Genomic DNA, 24,939 nt, shown 5'->3' with positions numbered 1-24,939 from the left:
AGGCACGCTTCCGCGCGCCGTACATCGAGACTAACCAGCGCTCGGATGCGGGGCGGCCGTGTTCGCCGTCGGCATAGCGAGGCCTTGACACCCCCTTCCGTCGGACATATCGTTCCTCGATAACAACGATTATCGATATGGCTGGGGAGGGACCGAGATGACACGCGCAGAGGCCCGGGAGCGGACCGACATCGTCTGGATGGTGATCGCCGGCGGGATCGCGATGGTCGCCATCGCCGCGGAGGGGTCTGCCCGGTTCGCCCGCACGTTCACGCCGGCCGGGATCGCGTGGAGCTTCCCGATCGAGGAGACGGAGGTGACGGCGGCGATCACCGCCGACGGCGAGCCCGTGTCGGGGGCGGCGACCGCGCTGACCGTCCACGTCACCGATGTGAACGTCGTCTCGGCGGTCTCGATCGGGGCCTCGCTGGTGCTGCAGGTGCTCATCGCCCTCGCCATCATCGGCCTGGTGCTCTCGCTCGGCGCGGTCTTCCTCCGCGGCCGGTTCTTCGTCCCCGCGACGGCGCGGCTCATCGACGCGATCGCCCTGGTGCTCGCGTTCGGCACCATCGTCGTGCTGGGCCTCGACACCTTCGGCCGCAACGGTGTGCTGGCCGCGCTGGGTCAAGGTGAAGGCGAGCCGCTGCATCCGGCCACCTTCTGGTCGTACGCACCGGTGTGGTTCGCCGCGTTGGCGATCGGCGTGCTCGGGGTCGCCTTCCGGCGCGGTCTCCGGCTCCAGCGGGACACGGAGGGCCTGGTGTGAACCGGCTCGCCCCCGCCGTCCTTCGGCCCCTCCTGCGCGCGGTGGAGGTGCTCGCCGTCGTCCTGGCCGCCGGCACCGTGCTCCTCGGCATCCTCATGACGGCGAGCATCGCGTTCGGGGAGTTCTCCGCGTCCGTTCCGCTGGTGCCCGACTTGGACAGCGTGCCCGAGGTAGGGCAGGAAGACGTGTACGCGTGGGTGTTCTTCGACACCGTCCGCGTCGTCCACCCCGATCCGCCCGCCGTGGCCCGCGCGCTCAAGTGGGGCGGATACGCCGCGGTCGCCGTCGTCGTGCTGGCCGGGTGCGTCGTCGCCTTCACCCTCGCCCGCCGTCTGCGTGCCGGCCGGCCGTTCTCGCGCTTCGCCGCCGCGAGCCTGCTCACCCTCGGCATCCTGGCGACCCTCGCCGCCTTCCTCTCCCCCGCGCTGCTGCTGGAAGCCACCGCGGCGATGGTGAGCGACCTCGGCCTGCGCACCGCGGATGCCGCGGGGCTCGTGGTGTACGAGGCATCCGAAGGACCGGCGGCCCTCCTGCTGGACCGCTTCCCCTCCCCAGGCGTCGTCATCCGCCACGCCAACTGGGTGCTCGCCGGGGTGGGCGGCATCCTCGTCGTCATCTCGTTCGCGTTCCGGCGCGGAGCCGCCCTGCAAGCCGACACGGAAGGACTGGTGTGATGGACGCCATCGGCACGAATCTGGGGATGCTCGCCATCGCCGTCGCCGCGCTCGTCTGCGCGGCGGCCCTGGTGGCCTGGGCCCGCCGGCGTGACGCGGCGGCTGAGGGCGCCTCGCCATCAGCTCTCACCCGCGGGGAGCGCGTGGTCGTCGCCATCGTGGGAGGCGGCGCGCTCGTCGCGATCCCGCTGAGCGTGTACAGCCTCCTCGCCTCGGCGATGTGGTTCGCCAGCGCGCCCGTGCTGCGCGTGGACGACCTGCCCCTGGGCGGCAGCACAGCGCCGGGCTTCCTCGAGTCCGCCACCGCCGTCACGGGCGCGGGGTACGACACCGCATGGATTGAGGTCGCCGACCTCCCTGCCGGGCCGCGCTGGCTGCTGTGGGCGGAGGCCGCGCTTCCCATGGCGCTCGCGCTCGTCCTCGCCGTCGGGATCGCGTCGCTTGCCTTCGCGCTCCTGCGGGGCGCTCCCTTCGCCCGGACGCTGCCGGTGGCCCTCGGCGGCGCCGCGATCGTCGTCGTCGCGGCGGGTCTGGGCACGCAGGTCTTCGGCGCGATCGCGCGCGCTGAGATCATCTCCTCCCTCGGTCCACCCCAGCTGATCACCTCGCACGATGACGGCAGCGGGGTGGCGGAGGGGTTCATCTTCGCCCTGTCGCTGGATCTCAGCCCCATCGGCTGGGGACTCGGGATCGCCCTGCTCTCGGCCGTGTTCGCCATCGGGACGCGTATGCAGCACGACACGAAAGGACTGGTGTGATGGAGCAGACGACGAGGAAGGAGCGCAACGAGATCCTCTCCACGCTCGGAGTCAGCGGCGTCCTCGCCGTGTTCGTCCTCCTGGCTGCCGTGATCCGGTGGCTCGAGACATTCACCCCCGAGGGCACCTCCGTGGCCGTGCCGTTCGGATTCGTTCCCACGGAGCTCTCACCCCAGGACGGCCTCCCGCCCACCGCCGTCGATGTCACGTGGGGCAACGTGGCCGCCGACGGCACCAACCTGCTCTCCGTACTGTCGCTGGCGGCGTCGATCGTCGTGGGCGCCGTGGCCGCCCTCACGGTCATCGCCCTGTTCGCCGTGCTCGCGCTGCGCTTCCTGCGCGGCCGGTTCTTCGACGCGACGAACCCGCGCCTCTTGGATGCGGCGGGGTGGACGATGTTCGCCGGCGCCCTCGCGGTGTACTTCCTCGACACGCTCGGTCGCAACGGGGTCCTCGCGGCCGCAGGCCTGGCCGACTTCGATCCGAACTCGTGGGTGCTGGTGTGGCCGTTCTTCGCCGTCTGGATCGGGGCCACGGTGCTGGGGCTGCTCTCGCTCGCCTTCCGCCGCGGCATCCGCCTGCAGCGCGACTCGGAGGGGCTGGTGTGAGCCCCGCCGAGGACGACGGACCCAGCGGCATCCACTGCCGCCTGGACGAGCTGCTGGCCGAGCGCGGGATGACGCTGACGCGGCTGTCGGAGCTGGTGGGCGTGTCCATCGTGAACCTGTCGGTGCTCAAGAACGACCGGGCCCGCGCCATCCGCTATTCGACGCTGTCGGCGATCTGCCGCGCGCTGGAGTGCGAGGTCGGCGACCTGCTGGTGCTGGCCCGGGACTGACTCAGGGCTCGGCGAGGAAGTCGGCCCCGGCCTGCCGGAACGCGCGTGCGCCGGGCGCGTTGGTGTGGTGGCGGCCGGGGATCTCGAAGAACATGCCGTTCGGGGTCAGGCCGGCCAGGTGCCGGGACTCCTCGATGATCGGATCGTCGCTCCCGGTGGCGAACAGCACCCACTGGTGCGGCGGCGCGGCAGGATCCGGATCGCTGTCGCCGATGCGCATCCCCTCGGCCACGGCGATGAGCGCCCGCAGATCGTTGCCCGCGACCCGCTCGGCGAGGGCGACGTACCGCCGCGTGACCGGATCGGTGACGGGCTCGCCGGAATCGACGTACGCGCGCGCCTGCTCGACCTGGAGCCGCGCGAGCGGGCGGCCGTCGGGGATGCCGCCGAGCACCGCCCGCTCGACGTGCTCCGGCGCATCGACGGCCAGCTGCCAGCCGACGCGCCCGCCGAGGGAGTATCCGAGGTAGCGCACGCTGTCGAGCAGGTACGTGTCGAGCATCGTGGTGAGGTCGCCCACGAACACCGGCATCGCATAAGCGGCAGCGTCGTGCGGCTTGTCGCTGGCGCCGTGCCCGCGCTGGTCGACGGCGAGCACGCGGAGTCCGCGACGCAGCAGCTCGCGGACCCACCCCGTGCTGACCCAGTTGTCGCGCGTGCTCGAGCCGAACCCGTGCACGCAGAACACCGTGGGTGCGTCCGGTTCACCCCACGTGTAGGTGGCGAGCCGGACGCCGTCGTCGGTCATCACGAACTGCGGCGCGGGCATCTCGGTCAGGGCGGGGATGGCGGCATCCATGCCTCTCATCGTGGCGTACGGGGCGCATCCCGCGATGCCCGCGCCGCGCGCCGCGCCGCCCGAGCCCCACGTCCGCGCCACTTCCGTGCATCCGCGCCATCTCTTAACGGCGCGGATGCACCGAACAGGCGCAAACGTGGGATCGCGCGGTGAAGCAGCGTCCGTGCGGGCGGGCCGTCGAGCCGCGGTCAGGGCTGGCCGGCGATGGGGACGCGGATGCCGTCGTACGTGTCGCCCGAGAGCGCCGCCTCGTAGGCGACGCCGGCGGGCACATCGGGCACCTCCACGACGGTGACACGGGCGGCCATGTCGGCCGTGCAGATCTGGTCGGGCGCCGGGTCGACGAAGGCCACGGCGATCTCACCGGGCGCCGAGACCGCGGCCGACTCGACCTGCGGCGCGCAGCTCGACGAACCCCACGTGAGGATGGCGAAGGTGCTCGGGCCGGCCCATCCGGCGCTCGGCTGGCCGCCATCCATGCCCGCGCCCGGGGTGAGGCCGGCGACGCCGGGAAGGTCGGCGCGGCCCACGTAGCCCGATCCCCGCACCTCGATCGTGAGGTCTTCGGCCGGATCGACACCCTCGGGAACGGGCACGGCCACCCCGCGCAGCACGTAGTCGCGGGTGCAAGCGCCGTCGGGCTCCATGACCGACACGCTCAGCACGCCCTCGTCATAGGCGACCTCCTCGGCGAAGGGCTTGCAGGTCGAACTGCCCGCCACGAGCACGCCGACCATCGCGCCACCGTCCAACCACGCGGCCCCGACATCGACGGTGTCGCCGGTCGCCGGCGGAGCGGAGGATGCGCCGCCCCCGGCCGATGCGCATCCGGAGAGCATTCCGATGGCCAGTACGGCCGCGCCCCACGCGGCGACGAGCGAACGAGTACGACGGGACATGAGACCTCCGGATGCAGCGGCGGCCGTCCATCGGAGGAGGCCTCCGACCATCCTCCCGAACCTGTCTGGGCGAACCCAACGGATCCGGTAACACCCCCATCACGATCCGTGGCGGCCCGCGGCGGCCGATCCCCCGCTACTGGAGGGCAGAGGTCAGGCGTGCGAGGTTGTCGAGGAGCGTGGAGCGCAGCGGCTGGTTGGACCATTCCTCGAGGGTCAGCTCCCGGCTGAGGCTGCGATAGGTGTCTTCCACCGCGTGCATCTCGCGGGCGAATTCGCCGCCGCGCACGAGCATCGAGATCTCCAGGTTCAGGCCGAACGAGCGCATGTCCATGTTGCTGGACCCGATGACCGACACCTCGTCGTCGATCGTGACGCTCTTGGAGTGGAGGATGTACGGCTTGCGGTACATCCAGATCTTCACCCCGGCGCGCAGCAGCGTCTCGTAATAGCTGCGCTGTGCGTGGTAGACCACGGCCTGGTCGCCCTCCTCGGAGACGAAGAGCTCGACGCTCACTCCGCGCTGGCACGCGGTGGTGATGGCCAGCAGCAGCGCCTCCTCCGGCACGAAGTACGGGCTGACGATGCTGATCCGCTCGCGGGCCGCGTAGATGAGCGCCAGGAACAGCTTGAGATTGTTCTGGAAGTCGAAGCCCGGCCCGGAGGGGACGATCTGGCAGTCCAGATCTCCCGCCCCGGGAGTCACATCGAACAGACCGATCTCGTCGGAGAGGATCTCGTCGCTCTCGCCATACCAGTCGGAGAGGAACACGGCGTTGATGCTGGCGACCACCGGACCCTCGACGCGGACCATGAGGTCGACCCAGTGCAGGCCTCGGCGGATGTTCTTGTGCAGGTTGTAGGTGGAGTCGGTGACGTTCTGCGAGCCCATGTAGGCGACCTTGCCGTCCACGACCAGCAGCTTGCGGTGGTTGCGCAGGTCGGGGCGCTGGGTCCGGCCCCGCAGGGGCTGCACCGGCAGCAGCAGGTGCCAGTGCGCCCCCATCGCCTTCAAGCGGCGCAGAGTGCGGCGGTAATACGGCTTGCCGCGGTTGGCCCAGTGATCCAGCAGCACCCGGACCACGACGCCGCGCGCGGTCGCCTCCTCCAGCGCACGGAAGAAGTTGTCGGTGGCGTCATCCGATTGGAGGATGTAGAACTCCACGTGCACGTAGTGCTCGGCCTGCCGGATCGCATCGGCCATCTCGTCGAGGCTCTTCTGGTAATCCGAGATGAGGGTCGCGCCGTTGTCTCCCGCGAGCGGCATGGCCCCGAGGTTGCGGTTGAGCGTCACCAGGGCGCGGAACCAGTCGGGGGCGTTCGGCCGCAGCGTCCCGAAGTCCAGTGACGCGCTGGTCTCCCGCAGGTAGTCGTTCAGCGCTTCCTGCTTGCGCCGGAACTTGCGCGGGAGCCGCGGATTTCCGATCAGCAGGAACAGCAGCACCCCGACGTACGGGATGAAGTAGATGGCCAGCAGCCACGCCATCGCGGAGGTCGGACGGCGGTTTCGCGGAACGATGATGATCGCGGCGACGCGGATCGTCACGTCGACGATGAGGGCGACGACCACCCACCACGTGGCGTCAAAGGTGACTTCGACCACTGCACCCCCCGCCGGTGAACCCTCTCAGCGTATCGAATGGCGCCGACAGGGCAGTTCGAGCGGGTCAGCGGTCGGATGCAGCGGGCTGCGGCGGGAGCCCGCGCTTCGCGCGCTCCTCCGCCTCGACGCGCGCGTACGCCTTCCGCTCCGTGCGGTCCATGCGCAGGATGGAGCGGAGGATGAAGTAGAACACCGCCGACACCGCCAGGGTCGGCAGAAGCGACCAGATCACAGCAGTCCAGTAGGGGTCCACCCTCCCAGGATACGCCGCGCGGCCGGCGCTGTATCCGGACCGGATCGGATGCGGCGCCCGGGGTGCACCTCTCCTCCCCAGCCACGTCGGCGGATGCGGTCATCCACCGGCAGCTCCCGCGGCCCGTGCGAGTGCGCGGCCGCCGACGAGGGTGATCGGCATGACGACCATCTTCCGCGCGGCCGGAGCCGCCGACTTCCTCGCGCTGGTGCCGCGCCTCCTGGGCTACCGACCCGCCCGCAGCCTCGTCCTCATTCCGTTCGACGGCAACCGCACCCTGGGCGGCCTGCGTCTGGACCTGCCGGCCACCCTCGGTCGCACCGAACTGGACAGCATGTGCTCGACCTACATCGGAATGGTGTGCAAGGTGAGCCATGCCGATGCGGTGGCTGTCATCGCCTACACCGATGAGACCTTCGCGGCCTCGGAGGGGCCACCGCAGGGGGAGCTCGTCCGCGCACTGCTCGCCCAGGCCGATCTGTGCGGTCTCCGCGTCAGCGAGGCACTGTGCGTCGCCGCGGACGGATGGGGGTCGTACCTCGACGCCGGATGCCCTCCCGCGGGGCACCCGCTGACCGACATCCCGTACGACCATGAGGCGTTCGCCGACGAGCCCCTCCCGACCGAGGATCAGGCCTCGGGGGCCGACCTCCCCACGGTCGACCTGGCCGAGAAGGAACGTCTCGGACTCGCTCTGCGCGAGATCGATCGCGCGACGAGCGCGCTCTTCGGCGATGAACGGGAGCCCTCGGACCGCCCTCTCGGGCGGGACGCCCTTTCGACCGTCGGGCGGATGGACGACGTACCGCTGCTGCTGGAGGAGGCGATCGAGTACGCCCCTGCGGAGATGGACCCCTACGAAGCCGCCGCGGTGGTGTGGTGCCTGATGCGCCCCGGTCTGCGCGATGTCGCGCTCGTGCAGTGGGCGCGCGACCTCGCCGCCGGCGATGAGGCGTTCGCCGCCCAGATGCGTTACGCCGACGGCGGGGAGTACCCGGAGCATCTCGCCGCTCCCATCTGGGGGGAGGGGCCGTCCCCCGACCCCGCCCGGCTGCAGGCGGCGCTCGCGCTCACCCGCCACCTGGCCGCGGCCGCTCCCCGCTCCTCACGGCCCGGCATCCTCGCGGCGGCGGCGTGGGTGGCGTGGGCGCTGGGCCGCTCGACGCATGCCGGGCGCTACGCCGAGATGGCTCGCGAGATCGACCCGGGCCACGGCATGGCCGGCATCGTGCTGACCTTCGCCGCCAGCGGTCATCTGCCGGAGTGGGTGTACCGCCGGTCGGTGCCGTCTGATCCGGTGACCCACCTGATCGACTCGCGACGGGTGGAGTCGTGAATCAGGTCACTTCACGAGGGGAAAGAGGATGGTCTCGCGGATGCCGAGCCCGGTGATCGCCATCAGCAGGCGATCGATCCCCATGCCCATCCCACCGGTGGGCGGCATGCCGTGCTCGAGGGCACGCAGGAACTCCTCGTCGATGCGCATGGCTTCGTCGTCGCCGCCGGCGGCCAGCAGCGCCTGCTCCACGAACCGCTCGCGCTGGATGACGGGATCGACGAGCTCGGAGTACCCCGTGGCCAGCTCGAACCCGCGCACGTACAGGTCCCACTTCTCCACGACACCCGGGATCGACCGGTGCTCGCGCACGAGCGGGCTGGTGTCGACGGGGAAGTCCATCACGAACGTCGGTCGGGTCAGGCCGGTCTTGACGAAGTGCTCCCACAGCTCCTCGACCCACTTGCCGTGGGTGGGATGCGGCGGGGCGTCCACGCCCGCCTTCCCGGCGAGCGCCTGCAGCTCCTCGATCGAGGTGGCGGGGGTGATCTCCTGCCCGGCCGCCTCCGACAGGGAGCCGTACATCGACAGGCGGTCCCACTCGCCGCCGAGGTCGTAGGCGGTGCCGTCGGCCCACGTGACGGTGGTGGAGCCGGCGACGGCCACGGCGGCGTTCTGGACGAGCGCCTGCGTCAGGTCGGCGATGCCGGAGTAGTCGGTGTAGGCCTGGTACGCCTCGAGCATCGCGAACTCGGGGCTGTGCGTGGAGTCGGCGCCCTCGTTGCGGAAGTTCCGGTTGATCTCGAAGACCCGGTCGATGCCACCGACCACGGCGCGCTTGAGGAACAGTTCGGGCGCGATCCGCAGGAACAGGTCGGCGTCGAAGGCGTTGGCGTGCGTCACGAACGGTCGTGCAGTGGCCCCGCCGTGCTGCACCTGCAGCATGGGGGTCTCCACCTCGAGGAAGCCACGCTCGGCGAAGGTCGCCCGCAGGCTCGCGTTGACCTTCGCCCGCGCCACGACGGTCTCGCGAGCGCGGTCGCGCACGATCAGGTCGAGATACCGGCTGCGCACGCGGCTCTCTTCGCTGAGCTCGGTGTACATGTTGGGCAGCGGCAGGACGGCCTTGGACGCGATCTGCCAGTCGTGCACCATGATCGAGAGCTCGCCGCGGCGGCTGGAGATCACCTCACCCGAGACGAACACGTGGTCGCCGAGGTCGACGAGGTCCTTCCAGCGCTGGAGCGACTCCTCGCCCACGACCGCGAGCGACACCATCGCCTGGATGCGGCTGCCGTCGCCGGACTGCAGGGAGGCGAAGCACAGCTTCCCGGTGTTGCGGCTGAAGACCACACGGCCGGCGACGCCGACGGTGACACCGGTCTCCTCGCCCGCTTCCAGCTCGCCGAAACGAGCACGGACCTCGGGGATGGTGTCGGTCACCGGCACGACCACCGGGTACGGCCCGCCCGCGGCATCCGCGCGCTCGGTCAGCAGGCGCTCGCGCTTGGCCAGACGCACCGCCTTCTGCTCGAAGGCGTCGTTCAGTTCGGCCCGCTCGGCATCGTCGTCGGACGATGCGGCGGGTGCGGATGCGGGCGCGTCGGTCATCGCTGGGGGCTCCTCGGGATTCGCTTCCAGTCTACGTGCGGGCCCGGCAGCCCCTCGAAGACCGCCGACGCCCCCGGCTCAATCACCTAGCCGGCTCAGTGCACGTAGATGTCGGTGTTGTCGACGAAGCGGTGCCCGCCCACGGTCGCGGCGATGAGCATGTGCGCACGTCCGGCGTGCCCTTCGTCCACCGGCAGGAAGGTGTCCGGGTCCACGACGCTGAGGTAGTCCAGCCGGATCCGCGCCTCGCCCATGAGCGTGGACTGCGCCGCGGCGATGCAGGCGTCCACCCCCCGGTCGGCGGTGGATGCGGCCGCTTCGAGCGCCGCGGGAAGCCGGGCGGCCGCCCGGCGGTCGTCGTCGTCGAGGAGCGCCACGCGGCTGGAAAGCGGCAGGCCATCGTCCGAGCGGACGGTGGGGACGGTCGCGACGTCGATGTCGAAGGCGAGATCGCGCACCATGCGGCGCACCAGGAAGACCCGCTGCAGGTCACGCTCCCCGTAGACCGCGACGTCGGGGCGCACGAGGTGGAACAGCAGCGCCTCGACGGTGAGGAGTCCGTCGAAGTAGTACGGACGCGACCTGCCCTCGTAACGCAGCCCCAGGTCGCCGGCGCTGATGCGGGTCGTGGCGAAACCGGCGGGCAGCAGCTCGGCGGCCGCCGGCGCGAACGCCACGTCGACGCCGAGGGAATCCAGGAGCGCGCGGTCCACCGACGGCGTGGTGGGGTAGGCGGCGGCGTCGTCGGTCGTGCGGAAGCGCAGCGGATTGACGAACGTGGAGACCACCACGATGTCCGCGCGTTCGCGGGCGAGGCGCACGAGGTCCACGTGCCCGTCGTGGAGCGCACCAAGGGTGGACACGAGGGCGACGGTCGGCGCCGGCCGGCCGGTGGGGGCTGCGGCTCTGGCCTGGGCCAGTCGGGTGCGCAGCTCCGCGACGGTGCTGATCATCCGTCGAGCGTAGCCTCGGGCGGGAGGGTGTCCGGACCAGACGGCGCCCCCTCGGCCAGCGCCTGGTCGACCGTGGAACGCACGAGGGCGGAGAGGTAGCCGCCGGGGTTGTCGATGCCGACACCGGCGAGAAGGCCCGAGGCCTGGCGTACGACCGAGCGGGAGAACTCCGTCGCCGTGGCGATGGCCTCCGCGTACGCGGGGCGATCGGCTTCTGCCACCACGACCGGCTCGCAGCCCAGCTCGACGGCGAGGGCCTGCGCGATGGGCAGGACCGGACCGGGGGCGGTCACGGCGGCGTAGCTCTCGGTGAGCTGGCGCAGGTCGATGGAAGTGCCGGTGAAGGAGATGGCGGGGTGGATCGCGAGCGGGATCGCCCCCGACCGCATCGCCGGGGCGAGCACGTCCACGCCGTAGCCGGGGTCGACGTGCAGGACGAGCTGGCCGATCTGCCACGCCCCGATGTCGGCGAGCCCGGAGACCAATCCCGGCAGCTGATCGTGCGGGACGGCCAGGACGACCAGTTCGGCGCGCCGGACCACCTCGTCGGCATCGAGGACGGGCACTCCCGGCAGCACCGCGTCGGCGCGGTCGGGGTCGCTTCCGGCGGTGATGCCCACCACCGCATGTCCGGCGTTGCGCAGCGCCGCAGCGATCACGGGACCCACCCGGCCGGCGCCCAGCACGCCGACGCCGAGCCGTCCGTCGCGCGTCCCGCTCACCGCGCCCACCGGTGGGTGCGGTCACCCGCCGAGGCGGCGACGATGCCCTGGGCGGCGTCCTCGAACGCCCGCAGGGCGTCATCGCGATCGACGACTCCCACCGTCGTCGTGACGGTGCCGCTGACGACGTTGGCCGTCAGGTTCGCCACACGCAGGGCGCGATCGACCGGACCCTGGCTGATGCGGATGCTCTGCATGCGCGCCAGCGGGAAGACCCCGAGCGCCCGCCAGATGAACCCGCGACGCAGGAACAGCGCATCCGGTGTGAGGAGGAAGCCGTTGCGACGCCACGACAACGGGCGGAACACGCGTGCCCGCCGGGGCGTGGTGGCGTAGGGATCTCCCGGCGCGGGGCCGAGGATCCCCTGCTCGAACACGAGCGCGAGCTGGTCTTCGGGGAGGGCGGGCAGCAGGAGTCGGACGACTCTCTCGACGTCTGCACGCGTGCCCACCGGCAGCACGCTGGTGAGCTGGTCGGTGCCCGCGTCGGTCATCGCGCGCCCCGAGATGCGGTTCACCGCGATCGACCACCAGCCGAACGGGCGCCACATCAGCGACTGCCGCACCTCCACGGCGTGGACCCGCCCCGGCGGCAGGATCTCGCTGACCGTCGTGAACAGCCCGAAGGTGATCCGCACGCCACCGGAGGTGGGTGCGATCGAGTAGCGCAGCGAGCGTACGAACGAGCGCACCCAGTACGCCCCGAATCCGAGGAGCGCGGGGACGAAGGCGAACAGGACCCAGGGCTCGCCGATGACGGCACCGACGATCACGACGGCGAGGAAGGCCAGCAGCCCGAGCGTCGATGTGCTGAGCACGCGGGATGCCGCGAGCCGGCCGGCGGGGATGTGGACGACGGATTCGACCTCGGCCGCCTCGAGGTCTTCGCCCTCGATGATGCCGGTGATGCCGGCGCTGACGAGGTTGGCCGCCTGGTGCACGCGCGAGCCCGCGTCCACGGCGCCCTCGGCGGCGGAGGCCTCCCCCAGCCGGCGCCCCGAGGCCAGGCGCAGGATGTCGGCCCGGATCGTCTCGGAGTTGGAGGTGGAGAGGTACTCGAGCTTGACGTTGGAATCCAGGCCCGCCCCGATGACCTCCAGCTTGGCCATCCCGAACAGGCGGGCGACCAGCGGACGCGTGAGGTTCACGCCCTGGACCCGGTCCAGCGGGGCGCGGCGGTGCGTCCGGAAGAACACGCCGGTGCGCACCTCGACGTCGTCTCCGGTGATGCGGAAGGTGTGGAACCGCCACGACACCCAGAAGATGACCGTCAGCACCACCAGGGTGCCGAGCAGGGCGAGCCCGGCGACGAGCAGCAGGTTGTTGGAGAGCACGTAGTCGACCGGGTCGCCGGGCACCTCCCCCTCGTCGGAGAAGTCGGGGATGAACAATGCCACGAGACGTTCGCGGAGGTTGGCCACGACGATGCCGATGACGACGAGGAGGAACAGTCCCCCGCGCAGCAGCGGGGTGAGCGGGTGCATGCGGTGCCATTCGCCGTCGCTCAGCGGCGAGCGCACCTCCTCCATGGGAGGGGCCGATGGGGACGGCTCGCTCACAGGCCGGTCCGGCGGGTCTCGGCGACGTCCACCAGCGTGTCGCGCAGCCGCTCCGCCGCATCCTGGGTCAGGCCGGGGATCGTGACGGCGGTGGTGGCCGCGGCGGTCACGAGCTTCAGCTGTGCGATGCCGAAACCGCGGTCGAGCGGGCCGTGGGTGATGTCGATCAGCTGCATCCGGCCGTACGGGACGGCGACGACCCGCTGCCACAGGATCCCGCGACGGAAGACGAGGTCGTCCTGGCGCAACTGATACCCGTAGGAGCGCGCCTGGCGCGGCGTGATCGCCAGGGCCCACACCGAGATCAGCGCGAACACGCCGGCGGGGATCCACACCCACGTCTGCTCGAGCCACAGCTGCAGCACGAGCGCGATGCCCAGCACGACGATCAGCAGCGTGGCGGTGGAGATGAGCTGCACCCACACATAGGCCTGCGCGAGCTGGTGCCACTGGCCGTCTCCCAGTGGGAGCCGGCCGGCGCTGCGCGGCTCCCGGATGGACTCGAAGGTACCCCGGTCCAGCACGTCGTCGCCGCGGTGATCAGCGGTCGGTGGCATCGACTCCGGAGGGGTTCCCGGGTTGATCGTCATCGTCGTCCTTCCGGATCGTGCACAGCTGTTCCGCCACCAGCCCGGCGGCGATCAGGAGGCCGCCGCAGACCGCCGTCGCGATGACCGTGCCCATCGAGCCTAGCGAGGGCACGACTGGCCGCGTGAGCAGAAACGCGAGCAGTCCGACGCCGAGCCCGCCGAGCGCCGCGCCCACGATGCTGGAGGCTTTGGCGAGCATCGCGATGCGCAGCGCCCGGAAGGGATCGATGGCCGCCGCGGTGCGTCCACGACTGGCGCGGTAGACCGGGATGGCCAGGACCACGACGAGGGCCCCGAGGAGCAGCAGGAGGATCGGGAGGCTCACCGCGGGGGTGAAGGTGGGGCGCCCGGCGGCGCTGAACGCGCTGTCGATGAGGAAGCCCGCCACGGCCCCCAGCACGGCGGCGAGGAGGAGAGAACCGGCGCCGGTGCGCTTCACGAGCGGTCCTGCAGGCGCTCGCGGAGATCGCGGACGGCTCCGACCCCGGGCAGCTGGGCCTCGGGATCGACGTCGAGCCACGGCGTGAGGACGAACTCCCGCTCGGCGGCCCGCGGATGCGGCAGGGTCAGCGCCGGGTCGGTCGAGGTGAGCCGCCCGTAGGAGATGAGATCAAGATCCAGCGTCCGGTCGCCCCATCGCTCGCGGCGCACACGGCCGTGCGCGGCCTCGATGCCGTGCAGCGCCTGCAGCAGGAGGGAGGGGGCCAGTCGCGTGCGGACCAGGGCGACGGCGTTGAGGTACCGGGGGGCATCCTCGTTCTCGCCGGCCACGGTGACCGCGACGGTCTCGAACGCGCGCGAGGCCCGCAGATCGGTGGTCAGCGGCAGCTCGCCGATCGCAGTGAGGGCGGCGGTGAGGGTCTCGGCTCGATCGCCGAGGTTCGCGCCCAGCGCGATGACGGCCTCCGTGCCGAGGGGCTCCCCGCCGCGAGGCTCCGCCGTGGTCACCGGGGCTCCGAGGCGAAGCCCGCGGTGCGGGCGAGCGGACGCGATCGGCGCACCGTGACCGAGACGTCACCGAAGGGCACGGGGATCGGCGCGGAGGGCTTGTGGACGGTGACCTCCACCAGCTGCACGCGGTCGTCGGCGAGGACGACATCGGCGATGCGCTGGGCGAGGCGCTCGAGCAGGTTCACCGGCTCACCGGTCACGACGGCGGCGACCTTCTCGGCCAGTTCGCCGTAATGCACGGTGTCGGCGACGTCGTCCGAGGCGGCTGCCTGCCCCGTCGGCACGTGCAGCGTCAGGTCGACGACGAACTCCTGACCCTCGCGACGTTCGTCGGGGTAGACCCCGTGATATCCGAACGCCCGCACCCCCGTCAGGGTGATCTCGTCCACGACGTCGTCTCTGCTCATGCTCCGATGCCCTCCCAGCGCTCCGCGACCTGCAGAGCATCGCACGTGGCCGCCACGTCGTGCACGCGCACCGCCCATGCTCCCGCACGCGCGGCGAGCACGCTCGTCACGGCGGTCGCGAGATCCTTGCGCTCGGTCGACGCGTCGTCGCCCAGGGCGTCGGCGAGGAACCGCTTGCGGCTCGTGCCCACGAGCACGCGCGGGCCGAGCCCCGTCAGCTGGGGCAGCGCCCGCAGGACGTCCCAATTCTGGGCGCCCTTCTTCCCGAAGCCGATTCCGGGGTCCAGGATCACGCGCGAGGGGGCGATGCCCGCCGCCGCGGCAGCTTCGACGCGGGCGAGCAGCTCGGCGGTCACCTCCCGCACGACATCGCGGTACGACGCGGTGGCGTACATGTCCTCCGACGGCCCGCGCCAGTGGCCCAGCACGATGTCGGCGTCGGTGGCGGCGACGGCGGTCAGCATCTCGGGGTCGGACAGTCCCCCCGACACGTCGTTGACGATCCGTGCGCCCGCCGCCACTGCGGCCACTGCCGTGGCGGCGTTCATCGTGTCGATGCTCACCACGATCCCGGCCGAAGCCAGCGCCGAGACCACCGGCAGCACCCGCTCCTGCTCCACGCCCTCCGCCACGCGGGTGGCTCCGGGCCGGGTCGACTCCCCGCCCACGTCGATCATCGCGGCGCCGAGCGCGCGCAGCCGCTCGCCGTGCGCGATCGCAGCGGCCGGATCGACGTAGCGGCCGCCGTCGCTGAACGAGTCGGGCGTGACGTTGACGATGCCCATCACGACGGTCATGCGCGCGCGACGCCGATCAGGGCGATGAGCTCGGCGCGCGCGGCGGGGTCGAGCAGTTCGCCGCGCGCGGCGACGGTGACGGTGGATGCGTCGGGCTGGCGGGCGCCGCGCATCGTGACGCACTCGTGCACGGCGTCCAGCACCACCAGCACGCCGCGCGCATCCAGCGACGCCGCGATCGTGTCGGCGATCTGCTCACCCAGACGCTCCTGCACCTGCGGGCGGGACGCGAGGATGTCGACGACCTTGGGCAATGCGCTGAGGCCGACGACCTGCTCGCCGGGGAGGTAGGCGAGGTGGGCGCGTCCGCGGAAGGGCAGCAGGTGGTGCTCGCACATCGAGCGGAACGCGACGTCGCGCAGCAGCACCGCGCCGGAGGGGAGCGTCTCGGGCGCCGGACCCTGGGCGACCGAGATGGTGTGTTCCAGAGGGGCCGCCGCATCCTCGCCGATACCGGAGAAGAACTCCCCGTACGCGTCGGCGACGCGCTGCGGCGTCTGACGGAGCCCGGGGCGATCGGGGTCCTCTCCGATCGCAGCCAAAAGGTCGCGCACGAGCGCGGCGACGCGTGCGCGGTCGACGGCCACGGTCGCGCCTACGCGGTGGCCGGCCGGGCCTGCCCGCTGGCGCGGCGGCGCGGCGCCTTCTCGGTGTCCGCCTCCACCTCCACGCTGGCGGCGACACCGGCGGGCTCGCGGAGATGCGGCACGTCGACCGGCGGCAGGGCCGAGACGGGACGCTCGCTGCTGGAGAGCCACTGCGGACGCGGGGGCAGGCGCTTGATGTCCTTGAAGATCTCGGCGAGCTCGAGGTGGTCGAGCGTCTCCTTCTCCAGCAGCTCGAGCGCGAGCCGGTCGAGGATCTCGCGGTTGTCGTTGAGCACCTGGTAGGCCTCGTTGTGGGCCTGCTCGATCAGTGCGCGTACCTGCGCGTCGACGCGCTCGGCGATCCGCTCGCTGAAGTCACGGCCGTGACCCATGTCGCGGCCCATGAACACCTCGCCCGAGGACGATCCGAGCTTGACCGGGCCGACCTCGGTGGTCATGCCGTACTCGGTGACCATCTTGCGGGCGATGCCGGTGGCCTTCTCGATGTCGTTGGAGGCACCCGTGGTGGGGTCGTGGAACACGATCTCCTCGGCCACGCGTCCGCCCATCGCGTACGTGAGCTGATCCTGCAGCTCGTTGCGCGTGACGGAGTACTTGTCATCCAGCGGCAGCACCATCGTGTAGCCGAGCGCCTTGCCGCGCGGGAGGATCGTGACCTTCGTGACCGGATCGGTGTGGTTCATCGCCGCCGCGGCGAGGGCGTGGCCGCCCTCGTGGTACGCGGTGATCAGCTTCTCCTTGTCGCGCATAACGCGCGTGCGGCGCTGCGGCCCGGCGATGACACGGTCGATCGCCTCATCCAGGGCGCGGTTGTCGATCAGCTGCGCGTTGGAGCGCGCCGTCAGCAGCGCGGCCTCGTTGAGGACGTTGGCCAGGTCGGCACCGGTGAATCCGGGTGTCTTGCGGGCGACGACTTCGAGGTCGACGCTGTCGGCCAGCGGCTTGCCGCGGCCGTGGACCTCGAGGATCTTCTGGCGGCCCTTGAGGTCGGGCGCGTCCACGCCGATCTGCCGGTCGAAGCGGCCGGGGCGCAGGAGCGCCGGGTCGAGGATGTCGGGACGGTTGGTCGCGGCGATGACGATGACGTTCGCCTTCGGGTCGAACCCGTCCATCTCCACGAGCATCTGGTTCAGGGTCTGCTCGCGCTCGTCGTGCCCGCCACCCATGCCGGCGCCGCGGTGGCGGCCGACGGCGTCGATCTCGTCGATGAAGATGATCGCGGGGGCGTTCTCCTTGGCCTGGTTGAACAGGTCGCGCACGCGGCTGGCGCCGACGCCGACGAACATCTCGACGAAGTCCGAACCGGAGATGGAGTAGAACGGCACGCCGGCCTCGCCGGCCACGGCACGGGCGAGGAGGGTCTTACCCGTTCCGGGAGGGCCGTACAGCAGCACGCCCTTGGGGATGCGGGCGCCCACGGCCTGGAAGCGGGCCGGGTCTTTGAGGAAGTCCTTGATCTCGTGCAGCTCTTCGATGGCCTCATCCGCGCCGGCGACGTCCTGGAACGTCACGGTCGGGCTCTCCTTGGTCACGAGCTTCGCGCGCGACTTGCCGAACTGCATGACGCGGCCGCCGCCGCCCTGGGCGCTGGACAGGAGGAACCAGAACAGCAGACCCAGCAGCACCAGCGGGAGCAGGAGCGAGATGAAGCCGTCGAACCACGTCGGGCGGGGAACGAGGTCGTTGAAGCCGTCGGAGGGGTTGGCCGCGTCGATCGCGCGGACGACCTCGTCCCCGCGGTCGGTGACGTAGTAGAACTGCACGTCGGTCGCGCCTTCGAACGGCTCGGAGAGCACCATGTCGACGCGCTGGTCACCGTCGGTGTTGGTCACCTCGGTGACCGTGCCGCCGTCGAGCAGCTCGAGTCCCTGCTGCGTGGAGATCTGCTTCGCACCGTTGAGGCTGGTGATGAGCGAGAACCCGACGATCAGCAGGATCCCGATCAGCAGCACGTACAGGATCGGGTTGCGCGTCAGCTTCTTGAAGTCCATGGTTGGGCGGGGCCCATGACCCTTCCATCTGGGGATCCGCCCATGCGGCGGTGCACTCAGGGTATCGCGGGCCGCCTATGCCCGGACTGTGCATTCGCCCACGGCGTACGCCGCACCGCCCGGGCGACGCCTAGGAGTAGACGTGCGGGGCGAGGACGGCGACGTCGCGCAGGTTGCGATAGCGCTCGGCGTAGTCCAGGCCGTAGCCGATGACGAACTCGTTCGGGATGTCGAACCCGACGTACCGGCAGTCCACGTGGACCTTCATGGCCTCGGGCTTGCGCAGCAGCGCCAGCACCTCGATCGACTCCGCGCCACGCGACGCGAAGTTCTCCAGCAGCCAGCTGAGGGTCAGGCCCGAGTCGATGATGTCCTCGACGATGAGCACGTGCCGGCCGTGCAGATCGGTGTCGAGGTCTTTGCGGATCTGCACGACACCGCTCGAGCGGGTTCCGGCGCCGTAGGAGGACACCGCCATCCAGTCCATCGCGATGTGACCGGGGAGCAGGCGCGCGAAGTCGGCCATCACCATGACCGCGCCCTTGAGCACGCCGACCAGCAGGAGGTTCTTGCCCTCGTAGTCGGTCGCCACCTGAGCGGCGATCTCGGCCAGCTTCTCGTGGATCTGCTCCTCGGTCAGCAGGATCTCGGTGATGTCCTCGGGGATGTCGGCCGCGCGCATGCTTCCGATCCTAAACGTCGGCGCTGAGCGCGCCGTCGGCGGTGAACTCGATGCGGCCGCCGTTGCGGCGGGCGGAGCATCCGGGCAGGTGGATCGGGCCCTGCCCGGTCCAGGAGACTGCGAGGCGTGCGACCTCCACGGTCTGCCTGCGGGTGAGGCTCTGACCGAATTCGCTCGCGACGATGTGACGGATGATGCGGTGCCGCAGCGCTGCGGGGTTGGCGGCGAGGGCCGCCGCGGAGACGGAGATGCCGGCCTCGGCGTGCTCGACGATGTCTTCGATGACCTCGTCGATCATGTCGGCGAAGGCGGCAGCATCCTCCCGCAGCTGCTCGGCGGTGCGGGCGAGGGCCTCGGCCACGCCGGGACCGAGCTCGGCCTCCATCGTCGGCAGCACCCGTTCGCGCACGCGCACGCGAGCGAAGCGGGGGTCGGAGTTGTGCGGGTCTTCCCACGGCTCGATCCCCGCGGCGGCGCACGCCGCCCGCGTGGTCTCGCGGCGCACGCTAAGAAGGGGACGCAGCAGCGTGACTCCACCCAGCTCGGAGGACGCGGCCATCCCCTGGAGGCTGGCAGCGCCCGATCCGCGGGCCAGGCCCAGCAGCACCGTCTCGGCCTGGTCGTCGAGGGTGTGGCCGACGAGCACGGCGGCGGCCCTGCGGGCCCGGGCCGTCTCGGTGAGGGCGCGATACCGCGCACTGCGGGCGGCCGCCTCGGGCCCGTCGCGGCCGTCGACCGTCACACCGACCACGTGCGCGTCCATGCCCAGCACCCGGGCGGCGGCGGCGGCGCGGGCGGAGACCTCGGCAGACCCCGGCTGCAGATGATGGTCGACGACGATCGCGAGAGGCCGGAGGCCGAGCTTGGGCGCTTCGAACGCGGTCGCGGCGGCGAGCGCGAGCGAGTCCGCTCCGCCCGAGAGCGCGACGATCACAGGCGGGCTGCCATCCGCGCGCAGCGGCTCGAGGGCCTCCCGCACAGCACGGCGCACCTCGGCGACGGCGGGGGCGAGGGCGGGGCGGCGGTCCACAGTCCCACGCTACCGGGGTCGCTGGGCTGTCTCCGGATGGCCCGGTGCCCCGGTGGGCTGGGGTCGGTGCACCCCTCCGTCCCCGGTGATGTCCGGGCACCGGCAGTAGGCTGGTGGGCGGTATTCCCAGACTGAAGGAGCACACGCATGGGCGCGTACGACGCCGTCATCGAGATCCCGCGCAACAGCAAGATCAAGTACGAGGTCGACCACGGCACCGGGCGGGTCTTCCTCGACCGCATCCTCTACACGCCGATGGGGTACCCCACGAACTACGGGTTCTTCGAGAACACGCTGGGCGAAGACGGCGATCCCCTCGACGTGCTCGTGCTCCTGGACCACGACCTCGCCCCCGGCATCCTCGCCAAGGTGCGTCCGGTCGGCGTGCTGAAGATGAGCGACGAGGCCGGCGGCGACGACAAGGTCGTCGCGGTGCTCGCAAAGGACCCGCGCTGGGCGCACATCCAGGACGTCGGCGACATCCCGGAGTACACCCAGAAGGAGATCGCGCACTTCTTCGAGCACTACAAAGACCTCGAGCCCGGCAAGTGGGTCAAGGTCGACGACTGGGCGGGTGCGGCGGAGGCCGAGCGCCTGGTCAGTGAGGCGTTCGAGCGCTTCGAGCACCACGAGGGCGAGACCCGCACGCAGGGCTCCGGCGAGGCGCCGAACTCGCTCTGACCCGCACGGATATGCAAGAAGCCCGGCCGAATCGGCCGGGCTTCTCGCAGTCGGGGGCTGGTCAGATCCAGACGCCGCGGTCGCGCAGGAAGGGCGCAGGATTCACTGTGCCGGAGCCGGTATAGACCTCGAAGTGCAGGTGGCAGCCGAACGAGTTGCCGGTCGCGCCGGTGCCGGCGATCTGCTGCCCGGCGTTGACCCACTGCCCGCGCGAGACGTAGATGCCGCCGTTGGAGATGTGCCCGTATCCGGTCGCGACGCCGTTACCGTGATCGATGCGGATGTAGTTGCCGTAGCCGCCGTTGTAGCCGGCGTAGGTGACGGTACCGCTGGATGCGGCGAAGATCGGCGCCCAGCACCCGGCCCCGAAGTCCAGGCCGAGGTGCCACGTGGTCGAGCAGTAGCTGGGCGTGCACTGGCCGGACCGGGGACCATAGCCGGAGCTGATCCCTGCCGAGGAGGGCCGCGCCCATCCGGAGCCGCCGACGGAGCCGCCGTTGCCGCCGCCGCCGCCGCCACCACCGCCGCCGCCGTTGTTGGCCTGCTCGCGCTCCCAGCGCTCGCGCTCTTCACGGGCCCGGCGCTCGGCCTCCTCGCGGGCACGACGCTCGCGCTCCTCGCGGGCCTTGCGCTCGGCCTCGACGCCGGCCTGGTAGTCGGCGACCGTCTTGGCCGTCGTGTCTTTGAGAGCCGCAAGCTGCGCCTCGAGCGTCACCTGGTTGGCCTGCTGCTCGGTCAGCGCCGCCTGTGCCGCGTCGGCGGCCTGCTGGGCGGCGAGCATCTTCTCTTCGGCGACCTTCTGCAGGCGGTCGCGCTCGGCGCGCATGACCTCCGCCTGGTCGCTCAGGCTCTGCGCGCTGTCGCGGGCGGTGACCGCCTGCGCGTACACCGACTGGTTGCGCTCGATGAGCTTGTCCATCGTGCCGAGGCGCGAGAGCAGATCTTCGGCTGAGGTCGCGGACCCGGCGAAGAACAGGTCGAGCGACGTGTCGTCGCCGCCGCTGCGGTACAGCTGGGCGGCGACGCGGCCGGCCTTGTTCGCGGCTTCCGTCGCTGCTGCGGCCTGCGCATCGGCCTGGGCCTGGAGCTGATCGGCCTCGTACGCCGCCTGCAGGTAGGCCTGCTGCGCCTCGTAGTACTCGTTCGAGCGCGCGACGACCTCGGCCTGCGTGCGCTGCACCTCTGCGGCCAGACCCTGGATCAGGCCCTGGATGCGGGCGACCTCGGCGGCTTTGGACGCCTCGTTGGCCTTGGCGCGCTCGACGTCGGGCCACGAGGGGTATCCGGCGGCGAAAGCCGGAGCCAGGAGCGGACCGCCGGTCGAGCCCAGCACGCCGAGCGACACCGCGCCGATCGCACCGAGGGTGAGGGCGCCTCGCCGGTCGAGAGAGGGCCACAGCATCCGGCGTTCCCGAGGGCTGGGTGCGCAGTTGCACTCCTCGTCGTCCAGGCGGTCGAGCGTCACGACGGCACCTTTCCCCTCCGCGGCCACAACTCGCACCACAGTAGCAACAACAGTAACAAGCGCAACAGATGTCCGCCGCCGTCTCCGCGACCTCAATGGTGCGTGCGAATCCCGCTGATCTCGGGACGACGCGCCCTCGATTGGCGGATCCGTGCGGGATTGCGTATGCTTGGGCGTCGGCAAGTGAGCGCTGAGCCCGCGTGGCGAAGGGGTTCATTTCGGCCCCATCGTTTAGCGGCCTAGGACGCCGCCCTTTCACGGCGGTAGCACGGGTTCGAATCCCGTTGGGGTCACGTTCCACCCATAATTGAATAAGCATGGCCCTGTAGCGCAGTTGGTTAGCGTGCCGCCCTGTCACGGCGGAGGTCGCGGGTTCAAGTCCCGTCAGGGTCGCTCCGAGCGACGGGCCTTCTTTCGAGGAGGCCCTTCGTCTAGGACGTGGCATCGCGTCGTTCGCGATACGGATGCCACGCGGCTCTGTAGCTCAGTTGGTAGAGCGCACGACTGAAAATCGTGAGGTCACGGGATCGACGCCCGTCGGAGCCACACGGGTGACCGTTACAGTCACCCTAGGAACCCTCGCCTAGCTTCTACATGGCGGGGGTTTCGCTTTTCCCTGGTGGCGTGCGGCCTCACCTGGCTCCGGGCACTCGCCATCGCGCCGATGCAGCAGCCCGCCCTATTTGTCTTGCTCAGCGCGGTCGTCGTCCTCAAGGTAGATCGTGGCGTACAAGTCGACACCGAGCTCGGCGATCTGCCCGGGCCAGATCTGCAGGTAGTACGAACCCGCCCTGGACCGAGTCGGAGTCGGCGGACCACCAGATCCGGGCTTCGCAATCGGCCGGCAGCTCCCCGACGCGTCCGAACGCGGGGCGGCATCGATCGAGGAGATCTCTGAGCGCTCGCGTGCCCGTCTGGTCCTCATCCGTGTTCACGAGGGTGTCGACCTCGAGCGACCAAGCGTCGTGGTCACGAACTCGACCAGACCCAAGCGCTACCCCCTTCCGGTAACCTCCGTGGGCCCAATACCGAGGACACGCGTCACGATCTCAGCTTCCGTCTCCGTGGAGGTCACGACTAGTGATGCTCTGCCGGACCGAATCATGAGGGAGCCCGGCTGCTTGACTACGCTCGGGTAGTCGTTATGATCGACTACCGTCAGGTAGTCAGCTCGGCCGACTACCTCCCAGTAGTCAGGAGCGCTATGTTCACCGCGAAGATCGCGAGCGTCCAGGACCTCGGGTTCGCGCTGCAGCAGTCCCGCATGGCCACGGGAATGACGCAGCGGGACCTTGCCCAGGCAGTTGGCACAACCCAGCGCTACATCTGGGAACTCGAGTCCGGGAAGCCGGCCCCTGCTCTTGTGCGCCTGCTGGACGCGCTGCGCGAGACAGGCGCGGAGATCACCGTGAGCATCCCAGAGGGTCCGGCGACCGATGGCTGAGCTCACTGTCGCACTCCACGGGGGAGTCATCGGCACGCTCAGCGATCGCGGCGCAGCGTTCGATTTCACCCCGACCGGTGATGCTGTCCGGCGGTATGGGCTGGGCAGCCGAGTGCTCTCTGCGGCGATCCCGCTCGCGCCCCGCCCTGCGGCCTCGACGCGGCCGGTACGACAGAACTTCTTTGCCGAGCTGCTGCCCGAGGGTAACGCGCGGCGACGGCTGGCGCTGGAGGCCGGACTCGACGCCGACGATGTCATCGCCATGCTCCGCGTGTACGGCCGCGACGTCGCCGGAGCGATCCAGGTCTGGGATGCAGCGCTGCCTGGCGAGCCGCGCACACCGGCGACCGAGCCGCTCGATGATGAAGGCGTCGCGCGCCTCCTTCGCGATGTCGGGATTCACCCCCTGGGCAACAAGCCGCGTCGCGGGAAGACCTCGCTGAATGGCGTGCAGGACAAGATCGTGCTCGTGCGGACCGAGACCGGCTGGGCGCGCTCGCTCGACGGATTTCCCTCGACCCACATCGTCAAGCCGATCGTCGGCAGGTACCCGAGCATGATCTTCGACGAGGAGTATGGGTCCCGGTTCGCCCGCGTGCTGGGTCTGGCTGACTTCTCGACCGAGGTGATGACCTTCGCCGGCGAGAAGGCACTGGTGATCGAGCGCTACGACCGCTCGGGCAGCGCCGCAGATGGCCGGATCCATCAGGAGGACTTCAACCAGGTGCTGGGCTGCCGCGGCGATCAGAAGTACGAGATCTACGGCAAACGCGGCCTGAGCGACGTGGCGAAGATCCTCACCCCCGGAGACCGCGAGAAGCTCCTGCGAATGGTCGCGCTCTCCATTGCGGTGGGCAATCTCGACATGCACCTGAAGAACATCGCGCTCTTGCATGACGCAGACGGAGGGTACGTGCTGGCACCGATGTACGACGTCGTCCCGCAGCACTTCCCCGAGTACGACAACGACGGAGAACTCGCGCTGTCGGTGGTGGGCGTCTTCGACTACGCGCAGATACACCGCGATCTGATCGTCGAGGAAGCCGAGGCATGGGGCGTTGCCGACGCGTCCACGATCGTGGATGAAGCACTGTCCGTGACCCTCGAGGTAGCGCAGCGCGAGATTCCGCATTCTGGAGCGCACCCGGGGCTGCAGCAGCTGATCGCTCGGACGACAGAGAGCCTGCTGGCCGGACGCACCGTTATCGGAACCGAGCCCGGCGTCCCCGGCGAGGGGCCCCGGCCGGCAGCCGGACGTGGTGCGTGGGAGTGGCCGAACGCCCGCGCTCCACGTGTCGGGGGCCTCAGCGACGACCCGCCCTTGGAAGCGGGCGATTGATCGCCGTCGCGTTACAACGCCCGAGGTTGGAGCCAAGGCTCGCTCCTGCGTGCCAACCTAGGTTGCTTTCCACCCGGCGATTTGCCTACTGCGGAGCGACCAACGAGGCGACCCCGCCTCCTGCGCGGGGCAGCCAAGGCCCGAGCTTTTGGTCGAGCCACTGAAACCCTCGTGAGGCTTCTACTCACGGGGGTTTCTTCATTTCCCTGTCATCGACATCCCCACGGACATCCGAAGTGGTCC

The 24,939-nt window shown here is 70.6% G+C and carries 27 protein-coding genes and 3 tRNA genes; 12 read left to right on the top strand and 18 right to left on the bottom strand.

The window, feature by feature from the left end; translation table 11 throughout:
* Positions 1-157: 157 nt before the first annotated feature.
* From E4K62_RS01260 to E4K62_RS01240, 5 genes are read left to right on the top strand one after another with little or no spacing between them, the layout of a single operon-like run.
* A complete protein-coding gene (locus E4K62_RS01260) occupies positions 158-766 on the top strand; it encodes a hypothetical protein (protein ID WP_135062809.1) in 609 nt (202 codons plus the stop codon).
* Positions 763-1,440 (top strand): hypothetical protein, encoded by a 678-nt coding sequence (locus E4K62_RS01255; RefSeq protein WP_135062807.1) that lies wholly within the window; start codon positions 763-765, stop codon positions 1,438-1,440. Before E4K62_RS01260 ends, E4K62_RS01255 begins: the two co-directional genes overlap by 4 nt.
* A complete protein-coding gene (locus tag E4K62_RS01250) occupies positions 1,440-2,198 on the top strand; it encodes a hypothetical protein (protein ID WP_135062806.1) in 759 nt (252 codons plus the stop codon). Before E4K62_RS01255 ends, E4K62_RS01250 begins: the two co-directional genes overlap by 1 nt.
* Positions 2,198-2,806 carry a hypothetical protein gene (locus tag E4K62_RS01245; RefSeq protein WP_135062805.1) on the top strand — a complete coding sequence of 203 codons (609 nt, stop codon included), beginning with the start codon at positions 2,198-2,200 and terminating at the stop codon, positions 2,804-2,806. The genes E4K62_RS01250 and E4K62_RS01245 overlap by 1 nt, the downstream gene beginning before the upstream one ends.
* Positions 2,803-3,036: a helix-turn-helix domain-containing protein gene (locus E4K62_RS01240; protein WP_135062804.1), complete on the top strand. Its 234-nt coding sequence runs from the start codon at positions 2,803-2,805 to the stop codon at positions 3,034-3,036. The genes E4K62_RS01245 and E4K62_RS01240 overlap by 4 nt, the downstream gene beginning before the upstream one ends.
* A 1-nt stretch (position 3,037) precedes the next feature.
* Here the strand turns inward: E4K62_RS01240 and E4K62_RS01235 are convergent, their stop codons facing one another.
* From E4K62_RS01235 to E4K62_RS01215, 4 genes are all read right to left on the bottom strand, one after another.
* Positions 3,038-3,835 carry an alpha/beta fold hydrolase gene (locus E4K62_RS01235; protein ID WP_135062803.1) on the bottom strand — a complete coding sequence of 266 codons (798 nt, stop codon included), beginning with the start codon at positions 3,833-3,835 and terminating at the stop codon, positions 3,038-3,040.
* A gap of 188 nt (positions 3,836-4,023) precedes the next feature.
* A complete protein-coding gene (locus tag E4K62_RS18605) occupies positions 4,024-4,734 on the bottom strand; it encodes a hypothetical protein (protein WP_167747688.1) in 711 nt (236 codons plus the stop codon).
* 136 nt (positions 4,735-4,870) lie between these two features.
* Positions 4,871-6,337, bottom strand: coding sequence for a cardiolipin synthase (cls, locus tag E4K62_RS01220; protein WP_135062800.1), 1,467 nt, complete (start codon positions 6,335-6,337; stop codon positions 4,871-4,873).
* A gap of 64 nt (positions 6,338-6,401) precedes the next feature.
* The gene (locus E4K62_RS01215; protein ID WP_135062798.1) at positions 6,402-6,590 is read right to left on the bottom strand and encodes a hypothetical protein; all 189 of its coding nucleotides are present in this window, start codon (positions 6,588-6,590) and stop codon (positions 6,402-6,404) included.
* A gap of 160 nt (positions 6,591-6,750) precedes the next feature.
* On the opposite strand from E4K62_RS01215, the gene E4K62_RS01210 reads away from it, so the two are divergent.
* Positions 6,751-7,926: a DUF4192 family protein gene (locus tag E4K62_RS01210; protein WP_135062796.1), complete on the top strand. Its 1,176-nt coding sequence runs from the start codon at positions 6,751-6,753 to the stop codon at positions 7,924-7,926.
* A 6-nt stretch (positions 7,927-7,932) separates the two neighbouring features.
* Here E4K62_RS01210 and lysS read toward each other — a convergent pair whose 3' ends face one another.
* From lysS to tilS, 13 genes are all read right to left on the bottom strand, one after another.
* Positions 7,933-9,477: a lysine--tRNA ligase gene (gene lysS / locus E4K62_RS01205; protein WP_135062794.1), complete on the bottom strand. Its 1,545-nt coding sequence runs from the start codon at positions 9,475-9,477 to the stop codon at positions 7,933-7,935.
* Positions 9,478-9,572: 95 nt separating this feature from the next.
* A complete protein-coding gene (gene panC, locus E4K62_RS01200) occupies positions 9,573-10,430 on the bottom strand; it encodes a pantoate--beta-alanine ligase (protein ID WP_135062792.1) in 858 nt (285 codons plus the stop codon).
* A complete protein-coding gene (locus E4K62_RS01195; RefSeq protein ID WP_135062790.1) occupies positions 10,427-11,161 on the bottom strand; it encodes a Rossmann-like and DUF2520 domain-containing protein in 735 nt (244 codons plus the stop codon). Before E4K62_RS01195 ends, panC begins: the two co-directional genes overlap by 4 nt.
* Positions 11,149-12,681 carry a PH domain-containing protein gene (locus tag E4K62_RS01190; protein WP_187270432.1) on the bottom strand — a complete coding sequence of 511 codons (1,533 nt, stop codon included), beginning with the start codon at positions 12,679-12,681 and terminating at the stop codon, positions 11,149-11,151. The genes E4K62_RS01195 and E4K62_RS01190 overlap by 13 nt, the downstream gene beginning before the upstream one ends.
* Positions 12,682-12,707: 26 nt before the next feature.
* Complete coding sequence (locus E4K62_RS01185; RefSeq protein ID WP_135062786.1) at positions 12,708-13,301, bottom strand: PH domain-containing protein; 594 nt, start codon at positions 13,299-13,301, stop codon at positions 12,708-12,710.
* A complete protein-coding gene (locus tag E4K62_RS01180) occupies positions 13,252-13,740 on the bottom strand; it encodes a DUF3180 family protein (protein WP_135062784.1) in 489 nt (162 codons plus the stop codon). Before E4K62_RS01180 ends, E4K62_RS01185 begins: the two co-directional genes overlap by 50 nt.
* Positions 13,737-14,249, bottom strand: coding sequence for a 2-amino-4-hydroxy-6-hydroxymethyldihydropteridine diphosphokinase (gene folK / locus E4K62_RS01175; RefSeq protein ID WP_135062782.1), 513 nt, complete (start codon positions 14,247-14,249; stop codon positions 13,737-13,739). The genes E4K62_RS01180 and folK overlap by 4 nt, the downstream gene beginning before the upstream one ends.
* Positions 14,246-14,659 (bottom strand): dihydroneopterin aldolase, encoded by a 414-nt coding sequence (gene folB, locus E4K62_RS01170; protein WP_135062780.1) that lies wholly within the window; start codon positions 14,657-14,659, stop codon positions 14,246-14,248. The genes folK and folB overlap by 4 nt, the downstream gene beginning before the upstream one ends.
* Positions 14,656-15,456 carry a dihydropteroate synthase gene (folP, locus tag E4K62_RS01165; RefSeq protein ID WP_135062778.1) on the bottom strand — a complete coding sequence of 267 codons (801 nt, stop codon included), beginning with the start codon at positions 15,454-15,456 and terminating at the stop codon, positions 14,656-14,658. The genes folB and folP overlap by 4 nt, the downstream gene beginning before the upstream one ends.
* Complete coding sequence (gene folE / locus E4K62_RS01160; RefSeq protein WP_135062776.1) at positions 15,453-16,043, bottom strand: GTP cyclohydrolase I; 591 nt, start codon at positions 16,041-16,043, stop codon at positions 15,453-15,455. The genes folP and folE overlap by 4 nt, the downstream gene beginning before the upstream one ends.
* A gap of 8 nt (positions 16,044-16,051) precedes the next feature.
* Positions 16,052-18,055 carry an ATP-dependent zinc metalloprotease FtsH gene (ftsH, locus tag E4K62_RS01155; RefSeq protein WP_135062774.1) on the bottom strand — a complete coding sequence of 668 codons (2,004 nt, stop codon included), beginning with the start codon at positions 18,053-18,055 and terminating at the stop codon, positions 16,052-16,054.
* Positions 18,056-18,185: 130 nt separating this feature from the next.
* A complete protein-coding gene (hpt, locus tag E4K62_RS01150) occupies positions 18,186-18,737 on the bottom strand; it encodes a hypoxanthine phosphoribosyltransferase (RefSeq protein ID WP_135062772.1) in 552 nt (183 codons plus the stop codon).
* A gap of 10 nt (positions 18,738-18,747) precedes the next feature.
* The gene (gene tilS / locus E4K62_RS01145; RefSeq protein ID WP_135062770.1) at positions 18,748-19,767 is read right to left on the bottom strand and encodes a tRNA lysidine(34) synthetase TilS; all 1,020 of its coding nucleotides are present in this window, start codon (positions 19,765-19,767) and stop codon (positions 18,748-18,750) included.
* 147 nt (positions 19,768-19,914) lie between these two features.
* Here tilS and ppa point away from each other — a divergent pair, with 147 nt between their 5' ends.
* Positions 19,915-20,448: an inorganic diphosphatase gene (gene ppa / locus E4K62_RS01140; protein ID WP_135062768.1), complete on the top strand. Its 534-nt coding sequence runs from the start codon at positions 19,915-19,917 to the stop codon at positions 20,446-20,448.
* Between the two features lie 61 nt (positions 20,449-20,509).
* On the opposite strand, the gene E4K62_RS01135 is transcribed toward ppa, so the two are convergent.
* Positions 20,510-21,913, bottom strand: coding sequence for a M23 family metallopeptidase (locus E4K62_RS01135; RefSeq protein WP_240742773.1), 1,404 nt, complete (start codon positions 21,911-21,913; stop codon positions 20,510-20,512).
* Between the two features lie 220 nt (positions 21,914-22,133).
* Here E4K62_RS01135 and E4K62_RS01130 point away from each other — a divergent pair.
* The 5 genes from E4K62_RS01130 to E4K62_RS01110 all read left to right on the top strand — a co-directional run bounded on the left by E4K62_RS01130 (position 22,134) and on the right by E4K62_RS01110 (position 24,696).
* Positions 22,134-22,206, top strand: a tRNA-Glu gene (locus E4K62_RS01130).
* 26 nt (positions 22,207-22,232) lie between these two features.
* Positions 22,233-22,306 (top strand) — tRNA-Asp (locus tag E4K62_RS01125).
* Between the two features lie 80 nt (positions 22,307-22,386).
* Positions 22,387-22,459 (top strand) — tRNA-Phe (locus E4K62_RS01120).
* A gap of 658 nt (positions 22,460-23,117) precedes the next feature.
* Positions 23,118-23,357 carry a helix-turn-helix domain-containing protein gene (locus E4K62_RS01115; RefSeq protein WP_135062766.1) on the top strand — a complete coding sequence of 80 codons (240 nt, stop codon included), beginning with the start codon at positions 23,118-23,120 and terminating at the stop codon, positions 23,355-23,357.
* Entirely contained in the window at positions 23,350-24,696 is a 1,347-nt protein-coding gene (locus E4K62_RS01110) for a type II toxin-antitoxin system HipA family toxin (RefSeq protein ID WP_135062764.1), read from the top strand. The genes E4K62_RS01115 and E4K62_RS01110 overlap by 8 nt, the downstream gene beginning before the upstream one ends.
* The last annotated feature ends 243 nt before the right edge of the window (positions 24,697-24,939 follow it).

The sequence above is a fragment of the Microbacterium wangchenii genome (assembly GCF_004564355.1).
GTDB classification, from domain to species: Bacteria; Actinomycetota; Actinomycetes; order Actinomycetales; family Microbacteriaceae; genus Microbacterium; species Microbacterium wangchenii.
Note: the sequence above shows the minus strand (reverse complement) of the source record. Positions and strands in the feature narration are given on the sequence as shown.

What these genes read in the sequence shown, in the direction of transcription:
- E4K62_RS01260 (WP_135062809.1), top strand. Translation starts at nt 158, where the DNA reads ATGACACGCGCAGAGGCCCGGGAGCGGACCGACATCGTCTGGATGGTG.
- E4K62_RS01250 (WP_135062806.1), top strand. Translation starts at nt 1,440, where the DNA reads ATGGACGCCATCGGCACGAATCTGGGGATGCTCGCCATCGCCGTCGCC.
- E4K62_RS01245 (WP_135062805.1), top strand. Translation starts at nt 2,198, where the DNA reads ATGGAGCAGACGACGAGGAAGGAGCGCAACGAGATCCTCTCCACGCTC.
- E4K62_RS01235 (WP_135062803.1), bottom strand. Translation starts at nt 3,835, where the DNA reads ATGGATGCCGCCATCCCCGCCCTGACCGAGATGCCCGCGCCGCAGTTC.
- E4K62_RS18605 (WP_167747688.1), bottom strand. Translation starts at nt 4,734, where the DNA reads ATGTCCCGTCGTACTCGTTCGCTCGTCGCCGCGTGGGGCGCGGCCGTA.
- E4K62_RS01210 (WP_135062796.1), top strand. Translation starts at nt 6,751, where the DNA reads ATGACGACCATCTTCCGCGCGGCCGGAGCCGCCGACTTCCTCGCGCTG.
- lysS (WP_135062794.1), bottom strand. Translation starts at nt 9,477, where the DNA reads ATGACCGACGCGCCCGCATCCGCACCCGCCGCATCGTCCGACGACGAT.
- panC (WP_135062792.1), bottom strand. Translation starts at nt 10,430, where the DNA reads ATGATCAGCACCGTCGCGGAGCTGCGCACCCGACTGGCCCAGGCCAGA.
- E4K62_RS01190 (WP_187270432.1), bottom strand. Translation starts at nt 12,681, where the DNA reads ATGGAGGAGGTGCGCTCGCCGCTGAGCGACGGCGAATGGCACCGCATG.
- E4K62_RS01185 (WP_135062786.1), bottom strand. Translation starts at nt 13,301, where the DNA reads ATGACGATCAACCCGGGAACCCCTCCGGAGTCGATGCCACCGACCGCT.
- folB (WP_135062780.1), bottom strand. Translation starts at nt 14,659, where the DNA reads ATGAGCAGAGACGACGTCGTGGACGAGATCACCCTGACGGGGGTGCGG.
- folP (WP_135062778.1), bottom strand. Translation starts at nt 15,456, where the DNA reads ATGACCGTCGTGATGGGCATCGTCAACGTCACGCCCGACTCGTTCAGC.
- ftsH (WP_135062774.1), bottom strand. Translation starts at nt 18,055, where the DNA reads ATGGACTTCAAGAAGCTGACGCGCAACCCGATCCTGTACGTGCTGCTG.
- hpt (WP_135062772.1), bottom strand. Translation starts at nt 18,737, where the DNA reads ATGCGCGCGGCCGACATCCCCGAGGACATCACCGAGATCCTGCTGACC.
- ppa (WP_135062768.1), top strand. Translation starts at nt 19,915, where the DNA reads ATGGGCGCGTACGACGCCGTCATCGAGATCCCGCGCAACAGCAAGATC.
- E4K62_RS01115 (WP_135062766.1), top strand. Translation starts at nt 23,118, where the DNA reads ATGTTCACCGCGAAGATCGCGAGCGTCCAGGACCTCGGGTTCGCGCTG.
- E4K62_RS01110 (WP_135062764.1), top strand. Translation starts at nt 23,350, where the DNA reads ATGGCTGAGCTCACTGTCGCACTCCACGGGGGAGTCATCGGCACGCTC.